The organism is Enterococcus sp. C74 (assembly GCF_040887125.1).
GTDB classification, from domain to species: Bacteria; Bacillota; Bacilli; order Lactobacillales; family Enterococcaceae; genus Enterococcus_B; species Enterococcus_B hirae.
In genome coordinates, this window is the sequence record NZ_JBFOFA010000003.1 from 227,646 (window position 1) to 243,913 (window position 16,268).

General features: G+C 34.2%; 18 protein-coding genes. 15 read left to right on the plus strand and 3 right to left on the minus strand.

Translation table 11 applies throughout. The features are described 5' to 3' along the window. Positions 1-81: 81 nt before the first annotated feature. The 5 genes from AB3H93_RS05555 to AB3H93_RS05575 all read left to right on the plus strand — a co-directional run bounded on the left by AB3H93_RS05555 (position 82) and on the right by AB3H93_RS05575 (position 5,228). Entirely contained in the window at positions 82-321 is a 240-nt protein-coding gene (locus tag AB3H93_RS05555; protein ID WP_063627364.1) for a hypothetical protein, read from the plus strand. 146 nt (positions 322-467) lie between these two features. Beyond that, the gene (locus AB3H93_RS05560; RefSeq protein ID WP_088745556.1) at positions 468-680 is read left to right on the plus strand and encodes a hypothetical protein; all 213 of its coding nucleotides are present in this window, start codon (positions 468-470) and stop codon (positions 678-680) included. Between the two features lie 280 nt (positions 681-960). Then, positions 961-1,173 carry a hypothetical protein gene (locus tag AB3H93_RS05565; RefSeq protein WP_368020264.1) on the plus strand — a complete coding sequence of 71 codons (213 nt, stop codon included), beginning with the start codon at positions 961-963 and terminating at the stop codon, positions 1,171-1,173. A gap of 515 nt (positions 1,174-1,688) precedes the next feature. Continuing rightward, positions 1,689-2,579 carry a phosphate ABC transporter substrate-binding protein PstS family protein gene (locus tag AB3H93_RS05570; RefSeq protein WP_034700844.1) on the plus strand — a complete coding sequence of 297 codons (891 nt, stop codon included), beginning with the start codon at positions 1,689-1,691 and terminating at the stop codon, positions 2,577-2,579. A 183-nt stretch (positions 2,580-2,762) separates the two neighbouring features. Then, positions 2,763-5,228: a cation-translocating P-type ATPase gene (locus AB3H93_RS05575; RefSeq protein WP_368020265.1), complete on the plus strand. Its 2,466-nt coding sequence runs from the start codon at positions 2,763-2,765 to the stop codon at positions 5,226-5,228. Positions 5,229-5,327: 99 nt separating this feature from the next. Here AB3H93_RS05575 and AB3H93_RS05580 read toward each other — a convergent pair whose 3' ends face one another. Together AB3H93_RS05580 and AB3H93_RS05585 are read right to left on the minus strand one after the other, a co-directional pair. Further along, positions 5,328-7,061: an ATP-binding protein gene (locus tag AB3H93_RS05580; RefSeq protein WP_063627360.1), complete on the minus strand. Its 1,734-nt coding sequence runs from the start codon at positions 7,059-7,061 to the stop codon at positions 5,328-5,330. Further along, entirely contained in the window at positions 7,058-7,762 is a 705-nt protein-coding gene (locus AB3H93_RS05585; protein ID WP_010718479.1) for a response regulator transcription factor, read from the minus strand. Before AB3H93_RS05585 ends, AB3H93_RS05580 begins: the two co-directional genes overlap by 4 nt. A gap of 195 nt (positions 7,763-7,957) precedes the next feature. Between AB3H93_RS05585 and AB3H93_RS05590 the strand changes: the two genes are divergently transcribed. The 5 genes from AB3H93_RS05590 to AB3H93_RS05610 all read left to right on the plus strand — a co-directional run bounded on the left by AB3H93_RS05590 (position 7,958) and on the right by AB3H93_RS05610 (position 11,526). Continuing rightward, positions 7,958-8,461, plus strand: coding sequence for a DUF523 domain-containing protein (locus tag AB3H93_RS05590; protein WP_010718478.1), 504 nt, complete (start codon positions 7,958-7,960; stop codon positions 8,459-8,461). Beyond that, positions 8,421-8,759 carry a putative DNA-binding protein gene (locus AB3H93_RS05595; protein WP_010718477.1) on the plus strand — a complete coding sequence of 113 codons (339 nt, stop codon included), beginning with the start codon at positions 8,421-8,423 and terminating at the stop codon, positions 8,757-8,759. The genes AB3H93_RS05590 and AB3H93_RS05595 overlap by 41 nt, the downstream gene beginning before the upstream one ends. Positions 8,760-8,774: 15 nt before the next feature. Then, on the plus strand, positions 8,775-10,193 hold the full coding sequence (gene ffh, locus AB3H93_RS05600) for a signal recognition particle protein (RefSeq protein WP_010718476.1): 1,419 nt from the start codon (positions 8,775-8,777) through the stop codon (positions 10,191-10,193). Between the two features lie 215 nt (positions 10,194-10,408). After that, positions 10,409-10,990, plus strand: a complete 582-nt coding sequence (locus AB3H93_RS05605; protein ID WP_368020266.1) for a DNA-3-methyladenine glycosylase I — start codon at positions 10,409-10,411, stop codon at positions 10,988-10,990. Between the two features lie 5 nt (positions 10,991-10,995). Further along, entirely contained in the window at positions 10,996-11,526 is a 531-nt protein-coding gene (locus AB3H93_RS05610; protein WP_368020321.1) for a dihydrofolate reductase family protein, read from the plus strand. Positions 11,527-11,643: 117 nt separating this feature from the next. On the opposite strand, the gene AB3H93_RS05615 is transcribed toward AB3H93_RS05610, so the two are convergent. Beyond that, a complete protein-coding gene (locus AB3H93_RS05615) occupies positions 11,644-11,865 on the minus strand; it encodes a helix-turn-helix domain-containing protein (RefSeq protein ID WP_228196763.1) in 222 nt (73 codons plus the stop codon). 173 nt (positions 11,866-12,038) lie between these two features. On the opposite strand from AB3H93_RS05615, the gene AB3H93_RS05620 reads away from it, so the two are divergent. The 5 genes from AB3H93_RS05620 (at position 12,039) to AB3H93_RS05640 (ending at position 16,238) form a co-directional block, all read left to right on the plus strand. Beyond that, positions 12,039-12,938 (plus strand): hypothetical protein, encoded by a 900-nt coding sequence (locus AB3H93_RS05620; RefSeq protein WP_368020267.1) that lies wholly within the window; start codon positions 12,039-12,041, stop codon positions 12,936-12,938. A gap of 42 nt (positions 12,939-12,980) precedes the next feature. After that, complete coding sequence (locus AB3H93_RS05625; protein WP_010718472.1) at positions 12,981-13,193, plus strand: hypothetical protein; 213 nt, start codon at positions 12,981-12,983, stop codon at positions 13,191-13,193. Positions 13,194-13,334: 141 nt separating this feature from the next. Then, the gene (locus tag AB3H93_RS05630; protein WP_010718471.1) at positions 13,335-14,108 is read left to right on the plus strand and encodes an ABC transporter ATP-binding protein; all 774 of its coding nucleotides are present in this window, start codon (positions 13,335-13,337) and stop codon (positions 14,106-14,108) included. Continuing rightward, positions 14,047-15,522 carry a hypothetical protein gene (locus AB3H93_RS05635; protein ID WP_368020268.1) on the plus strand — a complete coding sequence of 492 codons (1,476 nt, stop codon included), beginning with the start codon at positions 14,047-14,049 and terminating at the stop codon, positions 15,520-15,522. The genes AB3H93_RS05630 and AB3H93_RS05635 overlap by 62 nt, the downstream gene beginning before the upstream one ends. Then, positions 15,519-16,238: a thioredoxin family protein gene (locus AB3H93_RS05640; RefSeq protein WP_053766610.1), complete on the plus strand. Its 720-nt coding sequence runs from the start codon at positions 15,519-15,521 to the stop codon at positions 16,236-16,238. Before AB3H93_RS05635 ends, AB3H93_RS05640 begins: the two co-directional genes overlap by 4 nt. Positions 16,239-16,268 lie beyond the last annotated feature (30 nt).

Below are 16,268 nucleotides of genomic sequence, written 5' to 3' on the forward strand. Positions count from 1 at the left end.
TTATATCACACTACTTGATCCCAAAATAGGCATTGGCATGATTCGACGTTTTAAAAGCACTGAACAAAAATACCTGAAAGGATGGCAGGAAAGCAAGAACAACTTAAGGAAATAGAAGAGAAGTTAGAAATAGCGAAAAAACAGCTTCGTTTCCCACAAAAGGAAGAACTCAAAGAAAAAGTGGTAGAACAAACTAGAATAAACATAGAAATGGAGTATTCACTAAGTAAGAAGTTAGATACGCAATCAATGGATGAAGATATGAATGAAGCAATGTTGCCTGAAGAAGAATACAATGAAGAAAATCAAATCGAAATATAAAAGAATAAATAACTGAATGTATTACATATTCCGCAAAGGAAATATCTCTTTTCGTATAATAATCAACCTATTTAAAAAATTCAAATAGCCTTTTTAGGCAAGCTAAAGATCTTTATTCTATGATATAATATTATTGTAGAAAGTTTGTGGCGGTTTGGCAAATCCAATTGAGGGGGCGTGGTGCCTATGGGCTTATTAGCTTGTTGGACGTACTCTTTAGAAAGGAAATGCCTGATTTGTTCTCATTGGATCAAATCATTGCTATTATCGGAGCAGCAGCAGTAATAATTACTGCAATAGCGAAAGCTAGTGATTCGATTTTAGCATGGTTAAAGTTCAAAAAAGAACAAAAAAAATAGAGCCGTCTCAACTTTTGGCGAAGTAGACAGGCTCTAAAGCTTTGTATATATGCCATCCGCTTTGAACGGACTACACTGGGCATGTTACAGCATGCCCTTTCATTTTTATTATAACCCATTTATCTAAATTTGAAAAGTAACTTTGTTTGCGAAGTGTTGTTCTGCATGACATTAAATATAGCATATTGCTACTTCTTCAATCATAGTAGAATCATTAATCCCAATTGCTATTCTATTACTTGAATAGGGCTTTTTGTCAAATGATGATTGTAGAAAGTTTGTGGCGGTTTGGCAAATCCAATTGAGGGGGCGTGATGCCTATGGGCTTATTAGCTTGTTGGACGTACTCTTTAGAAAGGAAATGCCTGATTTGTTCTCGTTGGATCAAATCATTGCTATTATCGGAGCAGCAGCAGTAATAATTACTGCCATAGCGAAAGCTAGTGATTCGATTTTAGCATGGTTAAAGTTCAAAAAAGAACAAAAAAAATAGAGCCGTCTCAACTTTTGGCAGAGTAGACAGGCTCTAAACTTGTTAAAAAATGCCATCCGCTTTGAACGGACTACACATTAAGGGCTATGTTAGCGCATAGCTCCTTTATTTAATTATAGTATATCGTAGATAGAGAAGAAAGAAAAGGATTAAAGGTTAGTTTTGATATAAATTAACCTTTATTTTTGGGCTTTTTGTCAAATTACGTTGGTAAAGAGAAAGTCTAGAATCATTTGGCCAGAAAGAAGAAAACTTCTTTCTGTGTTTTTTTTTGGTTAAAATAGTTTTACGTGACGGATCATGGTTTAAAGGATTTCAGGGGGGCTCTTCTCTCTGTTTTTACATCATAAAAAATTTGTCGGTGAATTTCACCAACATCAAAAAGTACGAAGCCTTTTTATTTGGCTTCGATTTACGATAACTTTACATAAATTAACTGGATATTTACACCTTCAATATGCAGGATTTACAGTGGATTGCTACAATTTACTTGTAAATAAGAAAGGGGTATATCAATGAAAAAAGTATTATTTTCTTTAGGTGTTTTAGGTCTTATGTTAGCTGGCTGTGGTTCCGGTTCTGGTAGCACGGATGGCTCCGCAGCACAAAATAATTCTGCAACTTCTGGCGATCAAGTCAAAATCGTGGCTGTCGGATCTACTGCGCTCCAACCTCTAGTCGATGCAGCACAAGAAAGTTTTGTCCAAAAAAATCCCAACTATCAAATCTCTGTCCAAGGTGGCGGAAGTGGTACTGGGTTAAGTCAGGTCGAGTCTGGGGCAGTGACGATCGGAAACTCCGATGTCTTTGCTGAGGAAAAAGAAGGTGTAGATGCAAGTAAAATAAAGGATCATAAAGTTGCGGTGGTAGGTATGGCGCCAATCGTCAATAAAGACACGAACGTCAAAAATATTACAAAACAGGAATTAATTGATATATTCACTGGAAAAATTACCAATTGGCAAGAACTAGGTGGGAAAGATGAAAAAATCAATGTCATCAATCGGGCAAATGGTAGTGGTACACGAGCTACTTTTGAAAAGTGGGGATTAGATGGTGCTACTCCAGTACAATCACAAGAACAGGATTCATCAGGAACTGTTCGACAAATTGTTAGCCAAACTCCTGGCGCAATCAGCTACCTTGCTTTTTCTTATTTGGATGATAAAACACAGGCTTTAAGTATTGATGGTGTAGAACCAAAAGAAGAAAATGTTGCTGACAACAGTTGGAAAATTTGGTCTTATGAACACATGTATACAAATGGTGAGCCTTCCCCGGAAGTTCAAAAATTTTTAGATTATATGATGACAGACGAAATCCAACAAGGACCGGTGAAAGAACTCGGTTACTTACCAATTACTGCGATGAAAGTAGAACGTGATGCTGAAGGAAACTTAAAATAAGCAATCATGTACTCAAATCTGCTACCCCTAAAAGTGTGCCTTTAACGGGCATGCTTTTTTTTTTAGCTATTTCCTGCAAATGAATATGACAGTAATGAAAGATATTTATTAGTCATTTCATAGGCTTTTTTTTTACAAATGTATTAAGGTAAATATAATACTAATAATCGAGGTAAACGGTAAATGAGAATATTTAGTCATCAAACGGAAGTTGAAAAAGATCAAACTTCAGTTAAAAATATTACAAGATATGCTCCCGATTATCGAGAGGGGCTAACAGATGAGCAAGTTGCAGAACGAGTGCATGCTCAAGCAACAAATGAAACGATCGACCCATCATTTAAAACGAACAAACAAATCGTTTTGCAAAATATATTTACTTATTTTAATTTGATTTTTATCGTCTTAGCAGTTTTATTATGTCTAGTTAGTTCCTATAAAAATTTGACTTTTTTGCCAGTGATTCTTGCAAACACGGGAATTGCTATCTATCAAGAGATTCGCTCAAAAAAGATATTAGATAATTTGAGTGTACTGAATGCAGCAAAAGTCACAGTCGTAAGAAACGGCGTAGCCAATAAGATCGATATGGAGGAATTAGTTTTAGATGATGTCATCTTGCTCGAAACGGGTCAACAGATTCCTGCAGACGGTTATGTCTTAGACGGTAAATTACAAGTCAATGAAGCACTTTTGACAGGTGAAGCAGATGAGATCGTGAAAGAAGTAGATGATTATTTGATGTCAGGGAGCTTTGTCGTTTCTGGTAAGGCTTATGCACGATTAGACAAGGTTGGCTATGACTCTTACATCTCCCAATTAACAGCAAAAGCAAAAAAAATGGGAGGAGGCGAACAATCAGAAATGATTGCTTCGCTGAATAAATTAATCAAATGGATCGGGATCATTATTATTCCCATCGGTATCACCTTGTTTTCACAAAGTTACTTTTTTAATGGCAACACGATCAAAGAAAGTGTGGTAGCCATGGAAGCAGCTTTAATCGGGATGATACCAGAAGGCTTGTATCTATTGACAACGATCGCTCTAGCAATGAGTGCCGCTCGTTTAGCTAAGCAACGAGTATTATTACATGATATGAAAAGCATAGAGACTTTAGCAAGGGTTAATGTACTATGTGTAGATAAAACGGGAACTATTACTGAAAATCAGATGTCTGTACAAAAACTAGTGATTGCTAAAAATGAGCAAGCGGAGCAACAGGCAACTAGGATTCAAGAACTCATTTCAGATTATGCTAAAGCTATGGCAAATGACAATGCGACGATGCAAGCAATCAAAACGTACTTTAATAACCCTACAGATCAAGAACCTTTATCTATCTTGCCTTTTTCGTCGGTACAAAAATTCAGTAGCGTAACATTTGCGGATGGGGTCTATGTATTAGGAGCGCCAGAAATGGTTTTACGTGAACGTTTCGAAACAGTTAAAAATGAATTTAGTCAATATGCTGATCAAGGCTACCGTGTGTTGGTTTTCGGTAGTTACCAAGGAATATTGAGCGAAGCACTTTTAGAAGCAGAAGTGATTCCGCTTGCTTATCTTTTGATTGCCAACCCAATTCGTAAAGAAGCCCCTGACACATTTGCTTATTTTAAGGAACAAGGGGTAGCAATCAAAGTGATTTCAGGGGATAATCCGCAGACCGTTTCAACTGTCGCATTACAGGCTGGCATTGCTAATGCAGACCAATATATTGATGTTTCTCAACTTGCTGAGGAAGATTATCTCTCAGCAGTGGAAAAATACACCGTATTTGGACGGGTTAAGCCTGAACAAAAAATGCAGTTCGTTCAGCTTCTTAAACAAAAAAATACAGTTGCGATGACTGGTGATGGTGTCAATGACATTTTAGCAATGAAAGAAGCTGATTGTAGTATCGCTATGGCTTCTGGCAACGAAGCAACGATCCAAGCTGCGCAAGTTGCTTTATTAGATTCTGATTTTTCTAGAATGCCTGAGATCGTAGCAGAAGGTCGGCGAGTTGTTAATAATATTGAACGATCTGCTAGTTTGTTTTTAGTAAAAAATATTTTTTCTTTCTTACTTTCCGTCTTTTCTGTCTTGTTCGCACTGACTTATCCGTTGGAGCCTTCTCAAATTACATTGATTAGTCTGTTTACGATTGGTTTGCCATCGTTTTTACTTGCTCTTGAAGAAAACAAAAATCGAATTGAAGGAAAGTTTATTGTGAATGTCTTAGAAAAAGCCATTCCTGGTGGGCTAACAGATATGACTGTCGTGGGGACTTTAGTGGTAGGCGGTGTCATCTTGCATTTGAATAAGACAGATGTTTCCACGGCTTCAACGATGCTACTGACAGCGGTTGGTTTTCTCGTACTCTATAAAATTTGTCACCCATTGAACCAATTCAGAGGGCGGATCATTTTATTTTGTGCAGCAGGTATCTTATTTTCAGTCGTCTTTCTGCATAAATTATTTTCTATCTCCGCTATTTCACCCGTTTCGATTCTGTTGCTTTTGATTCTATTTTTTGCGGCGGACTCGATTTTCCGGCAATATTCGCGAATGATTGAAAATTACAGCCAGTTGAAGGATGGAAAGAAAAAACGGTCTATTTGGTTCTGGCTCAAAGTGCTGTTTTCAGTAGACAATAAACACGATTAACAGATAGACAAAACAAAAATAGGCGGTTATGCCAACCGCCTATTTTTTTCTGTTCCGCTATTTCACTTGTTCATTCATTTTTTGAAGATTTAAAGGTGATCATGCTGGAGGGATGGTGACGGTAAAAGTCGACCCCATTCCTGGATGACTTTCCACTTTGATCGTACCACCCAAGAGATTGACGTAATCTTTCACAATAGCCAGACCTAGACCAGTACCACCTGAGTGTCGACTACGTGCTTTATCCACTCGATAGAAGCGCTCAAAGATCCTTTCTTGATCTTCACGATCAATCCCAATACCAAAGTCTTGGACAGAGAATGTCAATTGGTTGTCAACCTCGTAACGGATGATTATTTTCTCTGATTCTTTAGAATATTGGATTGCATTTTCGATCAGATTTTTGATGATCGGGTATAAGAGTTCAGTTTGAGTTGTAAATGATTTTTCTTTCTGTTGCATTTCCAGGGTTAAGTGTTTCTTTTCGATCATTGGTTGGTAACTTTGAATGATTTGTTCAAAGTAAGTTGCTAAATGGATGGTTTGCGTTTCGTGTGCCGTTTCTTCATCTTTTGATAACTGAATGATTTCTCGGATCAGCTTATCTAAACGAATCGCATCTTTTTGCATGATCAATAGGAACTCATTCAATATTTTTGGGTCATCTTTGGCTCCATCCAGCAGTGTTTCAGTAAATCCGATCAATGAAGTAACCGGTGTTTTAAGTTCATGAGAAACATTTCCTACGAAGTCTTTTTGCAGTTTTTCTAATCGTCTTACTTTTGTGAGATCATAAGCCACGCCTAGAATCTGCCCAGTCTCTTCAGAACTATTGAAGTAACGTAAGCTGATGTCTAATGTTTGTTGTCCCTCTGAAATAGTAATTTCTTGATGGATCAATGGTTCATTTGGCGTAACTTGGTGAATCAATTGGATTAATTTTGGCTCTTGAATGATCTCAGTATACCGTTGATTAGGCTGATAATCATGTACCCCTAAATGTGCCTGCATTTTTGGATTCAATAGCCGCAGATGTGACTCTGAATCGATCAAAAAGACACCAATCATTAATTCATTCAATAGAGTATACAATTGTTCTTCAGTGGTCGTATAGGCACGATAGACTTTACTCATTTGTTCACTCAAAGCATTGATCGTTTGGTAAAGTTCTTCCCATTGATCAGAAGTTTGCATGATGGTCTCGGTTTTATCAGGGTTTTTGACCATTTTCTTTAAGACGGGCAGCACGGTTTTCAAGGGACGGTTACGTTGATAAACCAAATAATAGCTCATACTGGACAAAACAACGAAGAAAACCAAAAAGAAGAAAAAGACCCAACGACGAAAATTTTCTGTTCTTGGCAAAAAGCCATTTGTTGGTTCTGCGATTCGAATAATGGCTTCCAACTGCCCATTCTTCTTGATCGGTAGTGCTACATATAATAGTTCTTCCTTTAACGTACTGCTCATTCTTAAAGAAGTACCTAGTGAGCCGCCATCAAGGACTGCTTTGATTTCTGGACGAGTATTTCGCTGCCCTCGTAGTGAGTGATCGGTCGTATCGAATAGGATTGTACCATTTGGAGCTAATAAGGTTAGTCGTTCATTTGATTGATGAACAAAGTCTGTTAAAACTGATTGATTATGCTTCGAAGATAAATCATCAATAGTCAATTGCTGGATCAGCAATTGCCCTTTTTTTGAAAGATAGCTTTCTTGTTGCTCGATGATTTGTTGTTTGAAATATTGAGAAATCATTTGCCAGCCACCGAAAAAGAGTCCCACTAAGAGAATGAAAAAGAAGACACGCTCAGAAATTTTTTTCCAATTCATCGTTTTGGTTCCTGAAATTTATAGCCAAAACCGCGAACTGTCACTAAATATTTTGGATGTTTAGGGTCTCTTTCGATTTTTTCTCTTAAGTGACTGACATGGACATCAACGATTCGACTTTGACCTGCAAAATCAAAATTCCAGATGCGATTTAGCAGCGTATCACGATCAATTACACGATCTTTTCGTTTCATAAAATAAACGAGCAGTTCAAATTCTTTTGGCGTTAATTCGATTGGTCGTTCCTCTACGGTTACTTGGAAATTCGTTAAATCTGCTTTGATCTGTCCAATCGTTAGGTAAGCAGGTTCTGCTTCTTCTTGTTGGACATGGCGTGGTTCGATGCGGCGAAAAATAGCTTTCATTCTAGCAAGTACTTCTCTAGGGCTGAAAGGCTTTGTTAAATAATCATCAGCACCAATTTCCAAACCGATGATCCGATCGACCTGGTCATCTTTGGCTGTTAGCATTAAAATTGGAGTATCAATTTTTTCTTGTCTTAACTTTTGGGTGATTGCCATACCATCTATAGAAGGCAGCATCACATCTAAAATCATAAAATCAAAAGGTTCTTCCAGTGCTAATTCCAGTCCTTTTTGTCCGTCTAAAGCACTTGTTACTTGATACCCTTCTTTTTCCAGATTGAATGTCAACAATGTGACGATTGAAGGTTCATCATCTACCACTAATACTTTTTTCATAACTTCTCCCTTTTCTTGCGTTCATTCTTTTTGTTTATTTAAAAACAGCTATCAACTAATGCCTGGTTTTTTTAATTAAGTGTCATGAATAGACATTTCTTATTTTAGCATAGAATCCAGTAGAAGGACTATTTTACCAACTAAATAAATGGTATAATAGGAAGGCACTTTGTTGGATAAAGGAGTGAGTGGCAATTGATCGGAATTAGCGCTTGTTTAGGCGGTGTCTTATGTCGGTATGATGGACAAGAAAAAGCTGTGCCGGAATTAAAGAAACTGGTCGCTGAAGGTAAAGCGATCATGGTTTGTCCTGAAGTAATGGGCGGTCTTTCAACTCCTAGAGCCCCAGCAGAAATCGTTGGTGGCGATGGATTTGACGTTTGGAATGGTCAGGCAAAAGTGATCACTACAAATGGTGAAGACGTCACAAAAGCCTACCAAGAAGGGGCAATCCATGCTTATCAAAAATTAAAAGAGCAAGAAATAGATTTAGTGATATTAAAAGCGAAAAGTCCTTCTTGTGGTTCCTCTCTTATTTATGATGGGAGTTTTTCAGGAACCTTGAAGTCTGGAACTGGTGTAGCAACTGCTTATTTTATCCAACAAAAGATGACCGTACTCTCTGATGAAGAATGGTTGAAATTGCGAGGTGAACAGAATGGAAATCGAGAAAACGAACCGAATGAACGCACTTTTTGAATTTTATTCTACGCTTTTAACCGAAAAACAGATGAATTATATGGAGTTGTATTATGCAGACGATTTTTCATTAGGAGAAATAGCAGAAGAGTATGAAGTAAGTCGCCAAGCAGTATACGATAATATCAAACGAACCAGTAAGATTTTAGAAGATTATGAAAAGAAACTCCATCTTTTCTCTAATTATATTGTTCGGGAACAGTTATTAGAAAAAATGAAAACTTATGTAAAGGAAACTTATCCTAAAGATGAAGTTCTCCTTGATTATGTGAAACAGATCCAAGAAATTGAAGAATAAAGGAATGAAGAAATCATGGCATTTGAAAATTTAACTGAGCGCCTTCAACAGGCAATGAGCAAGTTAAGAAAAAAAGGGAAAGTTTCAGAAGCTGACGTCAAAGAAATGATGCGGGAGATCCGCCTTGCATTACTAGAAGCCGATGTAAACTTACAAGTAGTAAAAGACTTTACGAAGCGTGTTCGAGAACGGGCGATTGGTGTAGAAGTATTAGAAAGTTTAACACCTGCACAACAAATCGTTAAGATCGTTGATGAAGAATTGACGATCACTTTAGGGGCAGAAACTGTTGAATTGAATAAATCACCAAAAATTCCAACAGTCATCATGATGGCAGGTTTGCAAGGGGCAGGTAAAACGACGTTTACTGGTAAACTAGCCAACTATTTAAAGAAAAATGAAAATGCACGTCCTTTACTAATCGCAGGTGACGTGTATCGTCCAGCTGCGATCGATCAATTGAAAGTTCTAGGGCAACAATTAGATGTACCTGTTTTTGATATGGGAACAGATGTTAGTCCAGTTGAGATCGTTCGTCAAGGGATGGAATTAGCAAAAGAAAAGAAAAATGATTATGTTCTGATCGATACGGCGGGGCGTCTGCATATCGATGAAACCCTGATGGATGAATTGAAACAAATCAAAGAATTAACACAACCAAATGAAATCTTGTTGGTTGTCGATGCGATGACCGGTCAAGATGCTGTCAATGTGGCAGATAGTTTTAACCAACAACTAGGGATCACTGGGGTAGTTATTACTAAATTAGATGGTGATACACGTGGTGGTGCAGCACTTTCGATCCGTTCTGTGACTGGCGCACCAATCAAATTCATCGGGTCAGGGGAAAAATTAACAGATCTTGAAGTTTTCCATCCAGACCGTATGGCAAGCCGTATTCTTGGTATGGGCGATATGTTGACGTTGATCGAAAAAGCGCAACAAGACTATGACGAGAAAAAAGCAGAAGAATTAGCGAAAAAAATGCGGGAAAATTCATTTGATTTCAATGATTTCATTGAACAGTTGGATCAAGTGATGGGGATGGGACCGTTAGAGGATCTGATCAAAATGATTCCTGGGATGAACCAAGTACCAGGGATTGAAAATGTCAAAGTAGATCCTAAAGATGTCGAACGTAAAAAAGCAATGGTTTACTCAATGACACCTGCAGAAAGAGAAAACCCTGATTTATTGAATCCAAGTCGTCGCAGAAGGATTGCCGCTGGTTCTGGTAACAGTGTGGTTGAAGTTAACCGCATGATTAAGCAATTTAAAGAATCACGCAAAATGATGCAACAAATGTCTAAGGGAGATATGAATATTCCTGGAATGGACCAAATGTTTGGCACAGGTGTCAAAGGAAAACTTGGAAAAATGGCGATGAATCGCATGATCAAGAAAAACAAAAAGAAAAAGAAAAAACGGAAATAAAGCTTCTATCGTACGTCTATCGTACTTCTATTATAATAGTAGAATTTTGTTTACCGTTTCATCCGTCGAAAGAATCGTTGAGTTAGCTTCTGCTGGCTTTGCGATTCTTTTTTTGCATAATAGATAAACCCAATTCAAAAACTACCTGCCATAGCGTTCCTCTTTTTAGATAGAGAAACAAAGGAATGGTACAATAAAGCTAAGAGGTGAAGAGAATGAAACGAAGATGTCCTTGGGGTGAGCAAACAGCAAGTATGAAACATTATCATGACACAGTTTGGGGTGTTCCAGAATATGATGATCAATTACTTTTTCGTAAATTGATGTTAGATATCAATCAAGCGGGATTAAGCTGGCAAACGATTTTGAATAAAAGTGCCTCTTTTGATGAAGCTTATGACTTTTTTTCGATCGCTAAAGTAGCCGAATATACAGAAGCAAAAATCAATGAGTTGATGGAAAATAAAGGGATCATTCGTAACCGTCGTAAAATTGAAGCAGCGGTAGCCAATGCTCAGGGTGTCCAAAAAATCCAACATGAATTTGGTAGTTTTGCGGATTATTTGTGGTCATTTTCGGATCATCAAGTGATCAATCACTCGTATAAAGAACAAAATGAGGTACCGACAACGAGCCCGTTATCTGATCAAATCGCCAAAGATCTAAAACAACGCGGTTTTAAATTCATCGGAAGCACAACCATATATGCTTTTTTAGAAGCTGTGGGAATTGTCAATGACCATTTAGATCATTGCTTTCGCAAACAAGAAGTCAGCCAGATGAGAAAAGGAGAGTGAACATGATGGGGAAAATCGTCTTTTATGGAGCCATTAGTTTAGATGGCTACTTAGCAACAAAAGAGGATAGTTTACAGTGGTTATTTGACACACCAACTGGAGAAAAAACAACTTACGAGGCTTTTTATCAAACAATTGATCAAACGATTATGGGAAGAAAAACTTATCAGGAAGCAAAAAAATTGTTAGCAACTGACCATCTGTATCCTGAAAAAAAGAATTTTGTATTTTCTTCTAATAAAGAGCTGGTATTAAATGATGCAACAGTTGTTCATGAAGATCCCGTTTCATTCGTGAAAAACATAAAAGAACATTCTAACCAAACAGTCTGGGCCGTTGGTGGTGGGAATTTGTTGAAACCTTTGATCGAAAATCATTTGATCGATGAATGGTGGATCCAAATCGCACCTGTGCTTTTAGGAGAAGGTGTTCGATTGTTTCAAGAAGGCGCATACGAAGAACGATTGAAACTAGTTGATACTAATTATTTTGGAGAGTTCATTGAATTGCATTATGTAAGTAATCGTGGAATATGATGGGAAAGATTATGTTGTGATGGCAAGTATTATTGTTTAAAAATAGTTTGATTAAATCAAGAGAGAAGGCGATTAAGACTTAAGTTAGTATGATGTATATTATAACTAACTTAAGTCTTAATCGTCTCTCATGTTAATAAATTGAGCGATTTCTTTATCACTACAACGATAAAGATTAAAAATATTGCGCAAACATTCGTAATTAGGTCTTCCTTTTCCTCTTTCCCAACAAGAAACGGTTTCTCGACTTACATTGAGATAATTTGCAACAAATGTTTGAGTATAATTTGCCTTTAATCTTTTTCGTTTTAACCACCTTGCATAGAAAATACAAATCACCCCTTAATATAAAGCGCTTCACTTTGAATTATATAGGTAACATATTGTATTTAAAAGGTGTTGTGTGGGGAAATTTTCCCCTTTACTAAAATAATACAAGGGTATACGATTTACATATATAAAAGTAAACGATTACTTTACTTTCTATAAAATGATAAATTAAGGAGATTTGATTGGATAAGTATTTTTTTAGAAAAACCTTTTACAAAAATAATTTAACTAGATTTGATGATTTTAAAATTGAAATACCATCTTCAATAACAATAGAAGGAAATTATTTATCTGATGATAAAATACCTGAGTTAAGGATTGAGCTAGATAATATTGGGAAAATTATTTGTAATAAATTGATTAATAGTAAAAATATCTTTTTTTCAGATTTAATTCAATGGATGAAAAGTATATTTCCCACCACGTCATTAGATACATTATATACCGATATTAAGTTATTTTTAATTTCAATGAATCAAAAAGGAATATTAAATTTTTTTCCAATCGAGAGGGCATCATTTATAGGTATCCTATTATGGAAATATCAAAATTTAAAAAATGATACAAGAATCCGCTATGATATTCAGGGGAAAAATAAATTTGGGAATTTTTGTGAGATTTTTAAATATGTTTTTAAAGAAAACATTTTTCCGATAGCATTCATAATTATAGCGGAGTTGATTGTTGTATATTTACTTAAAAATTATATTAAAATTTGGAATGCTAATTTTTTATTATTGTTACTACCGTTATATATATATTTAAATTTGTTAATTAGTTTAGTTATACATGAAACAGTACATTTAATCGTGTATAGATCAATTATGAAAAATTTTTCAGGTTATTTAGTATTAAGAAGATTCACTTTTTCTATAATTAGAGGCAAATTAAGGAAAAGTTTAAGTATAAAAGTTCGAGCTTCTGGAGCAGTATTTACTGTTTTACTGGGAATTATACTTTATTTGTTATCCAAAGAGTTGTGGGTAAGGATTCCCGCAGTTATATTCTTATTTCACATAATCAATTTGTTACCGATATTTGGTGATGGTTATGAAATAGTAAAAGAGTTGTTAAGTCATTAGACTTAATGTTCTTATAATAGCAAAAAGAAAGGTGAGTGTTAAATGAATTATTCAACACCAAAAATAGTGGAACAAAATATATCATTAACAGAAGATAAAGTAGTTTGGTATGTAGTAGCAATAGCAATTTTACTTTTACTTGCTATTACTATTGTTGGAGCAGCAGTCTTGTACTGTTTGACTAAAGGTAAAAACTTTACAGGATCGTGGTCATATGTAAATGGTAACGGCTCAGTTAGGTTAGGATGTAAATAATTAATTAAATCAAGTTAAAAACATTATTCATATCTTGGGACATACATTTTCAAAAAGGAGGAACTATATACAGCTGTATATTATATATCACTCCTTTTTGTTTTTATTTGCGTTAATTAATAATTATTTTTGGGAGGGTATATGTTAAAAATTGAAGGACTGAGAAAGATATACAAGAAGTCTCAAAAAGGTCTAAAGTGGGCTTCATTTGAAATTAAACATGGAGAGATTCTTTGCTTAGCTGGACCTAATGGATCTGGAAAAACCACCTTGATAAACACTATCCTAGGTATTGTAAAAAAGGATAGTGGTAACATTTCATTATGCAATCAACCTTTAGAAAACTACAGAATAAATAAAGAAATAGCTTATGTATCAGATGAGATTATATTGATTGAAGAATTAACTGGTATTGAATATCTCTTATTTATAAAAAAATTGTCAATAGGTGTAACAGATAAAAGAATTGCACAATTACTAGAAATTTTTGATTTGAAGGAAGATATTCATGATTTAATAAGTTCATATTCGCATGGAATGAAAAAAAAGTTACAAATCATATCAACAATTATGAGAGATTTTCAGGTTCTAATTTTAGATGAGCCGTGTAGAGGACTAGATGTAGAAGCTATATATATAATAAAAAGAATCATTTATGAATTAAAAAGACAAGGGAAAATAATTTTAATTACTAGTCATGATTTACTTTTTGTAGAAGAAATTTGTGACAGTATATCAATAATTAGTAATGGAAAAATACTAGAAAGCGGTATGCCTGATATGTTGAAATTAAATTATAGGAAAGAAAAAATAGAGGATATTTTCTTAGAAGTAGCTTTTTTGAAGGAACGAGGTGACAGACTTGAAAAAATTCTTAATAATTTTTTTAATGATTATAACAGTATACAGAAATAAATTAAAACAGTTAATAGATACGACTGCCAAAAAAATTTTTTCTTATATTTTTGTTTTGAGTATGATCGGTATATCAACTTTTTTGGCTAATGTTTTAACTAAAGATGTGATTGTACTATTTTTAAATGGAGATTCAAAAATACTATATTCAGCAGTTTTAACATATTTAATTTCTCTATCTGTTATTACGTTCTTTTTATTTGTCATTTTAAAATTTATTGATCCAAATAATTCTAAAATATTAAAAGTTTTAGACAGTTTGGACTTGAAACCCCATATCAAGTATATCGGTTATTATTCTTTTCAATTAATAATAGAAATAGTAATTCCTTTTTTAATGTTTTCTATTATTATAGTTCCTCATTTAATACAGCATGATGTATCAATTCATATACCTATCATTATATCAGCGCTATTTTTTTCCCAGTCGTTATTCATTACTACCATATCACACATCAGTTATAATTGCCTTTATTTTATGGGGAGTAGAATTAAAATACCTTATATAAAAAGTTTTGTTTTGTTAATTCAAACAGTTATTATGGCTAGAGTAGGATTCAATACGATTACAAATATGCATATGTTTCTAGTAAACTACGATCTATTTCCAAATCATCTTTTGATTTGGAATGGTGGTTTGGTAGGTAAATTATTTATAGGGGATAGCTTTATAGTGAACAATATATTGATAATTTCAAGTCAAATTATAAGTATTATTATATGTATTTTCAGTTTTACATTACTTTCAGGAGTTGAAAGAAACGATGAATATCACTCGAAAATATTATGGAGTTTGCAAAGTCCAATGAATAGATATTTAAGTCTTTTTTTCAAAGATGTTAAATTATTATTACGTTCAGAAAACACTAGCCTGCTTTTATTTATTTTGTATGGATTGAATATTTTTATTTTTATTTCTGAAACTTCTATACCACCATTTTTATTATTAAAATTTAACGCATTATTAATCGCTACTCTTCCTTTTCCTTGTTACGGTATAGATAATAAAATGTTAACTTTCTATAAATTTTTAGGGATTGGAAAATACACTTATATTTTATCCAAACTATTAAGTGCCTATTTTATTGGTGTAATTCTATTCCTTACTACATGTGTAGTAGCGTCTTTAGATAGTTGGAAAGAATTATTTATTTCATTAAGTATTTTTACTGTATCTACTATCTGTTGCTTCATTTTAGGAATAGCATTTCCATATAATAAAAATAATCCATCTTCACAAATAAGTCTAATTTTTTTAGGAACTGTGGGATTATTTCCAATCTCTTATTTGATAAATAAATTTAGCGTTTTTTCATTTTCCATGCAACTCTTTCTGATAGTACTATTATTATTAATCGGTATATTAGTAACTATTTCTATTATTAATTTTAGATGGGAGAAGGAAAGTCTATGAGAAAAATATTCGTTGATCTTTTAAAATGTAGCGGTATATCATTTTTTATTACATTTTTGATGTTAATCATGTCAATTATCCCTATTTGCTTGATCAGTTTTTTTTATGGAACAAATTTTCACGCACCTTATAATTTATTTACTGTCATAGGGAATACGAATGATTTAGGAAACGCAATTGAATTTAATTTTAATCAGAATTTTGGGATACAAATTCTATTATTTTATTTTTGTTTCACTTTTGTAATATTAGGAATTACATATACAAAACGCTATAAGAAAATGATATATTTAATAATTTCATTGTTTGCCATTTTGCTACAAGTTCTCTTAATGAATAGTATTGTATTAAATAAAGAACCGTTTAAGGAAACATCTATAAATGAAATCAAGGAATTAATTAAAAGTAATGAAGATACAGTTATTTATGTGGGAAGAGACAATTGTCCAGAATGTATCATTTTTAAGCCAAAATTAAGTTCATTTTTAAGTAAAGAAGGTCTGAGAATCAATTACCTGAATACTACTGGAAATGAAGAAGAAGTATCTAATTTTAAAAAGTTTTATAATGAACTTGGTGTGGTTAGCGTGCCAGCAGTCATCTTTATGGAAGGTGGTAAAATTGTCAAAGTACTTCATGGAAATAAGGCCTATAATGAGATAGAAAATAGAATGAAACAATTTACTCAGCTCAAAACTGAACAAATAAGTAAATAATTAGATCGCGGGGGCTATGCTAGTATGACA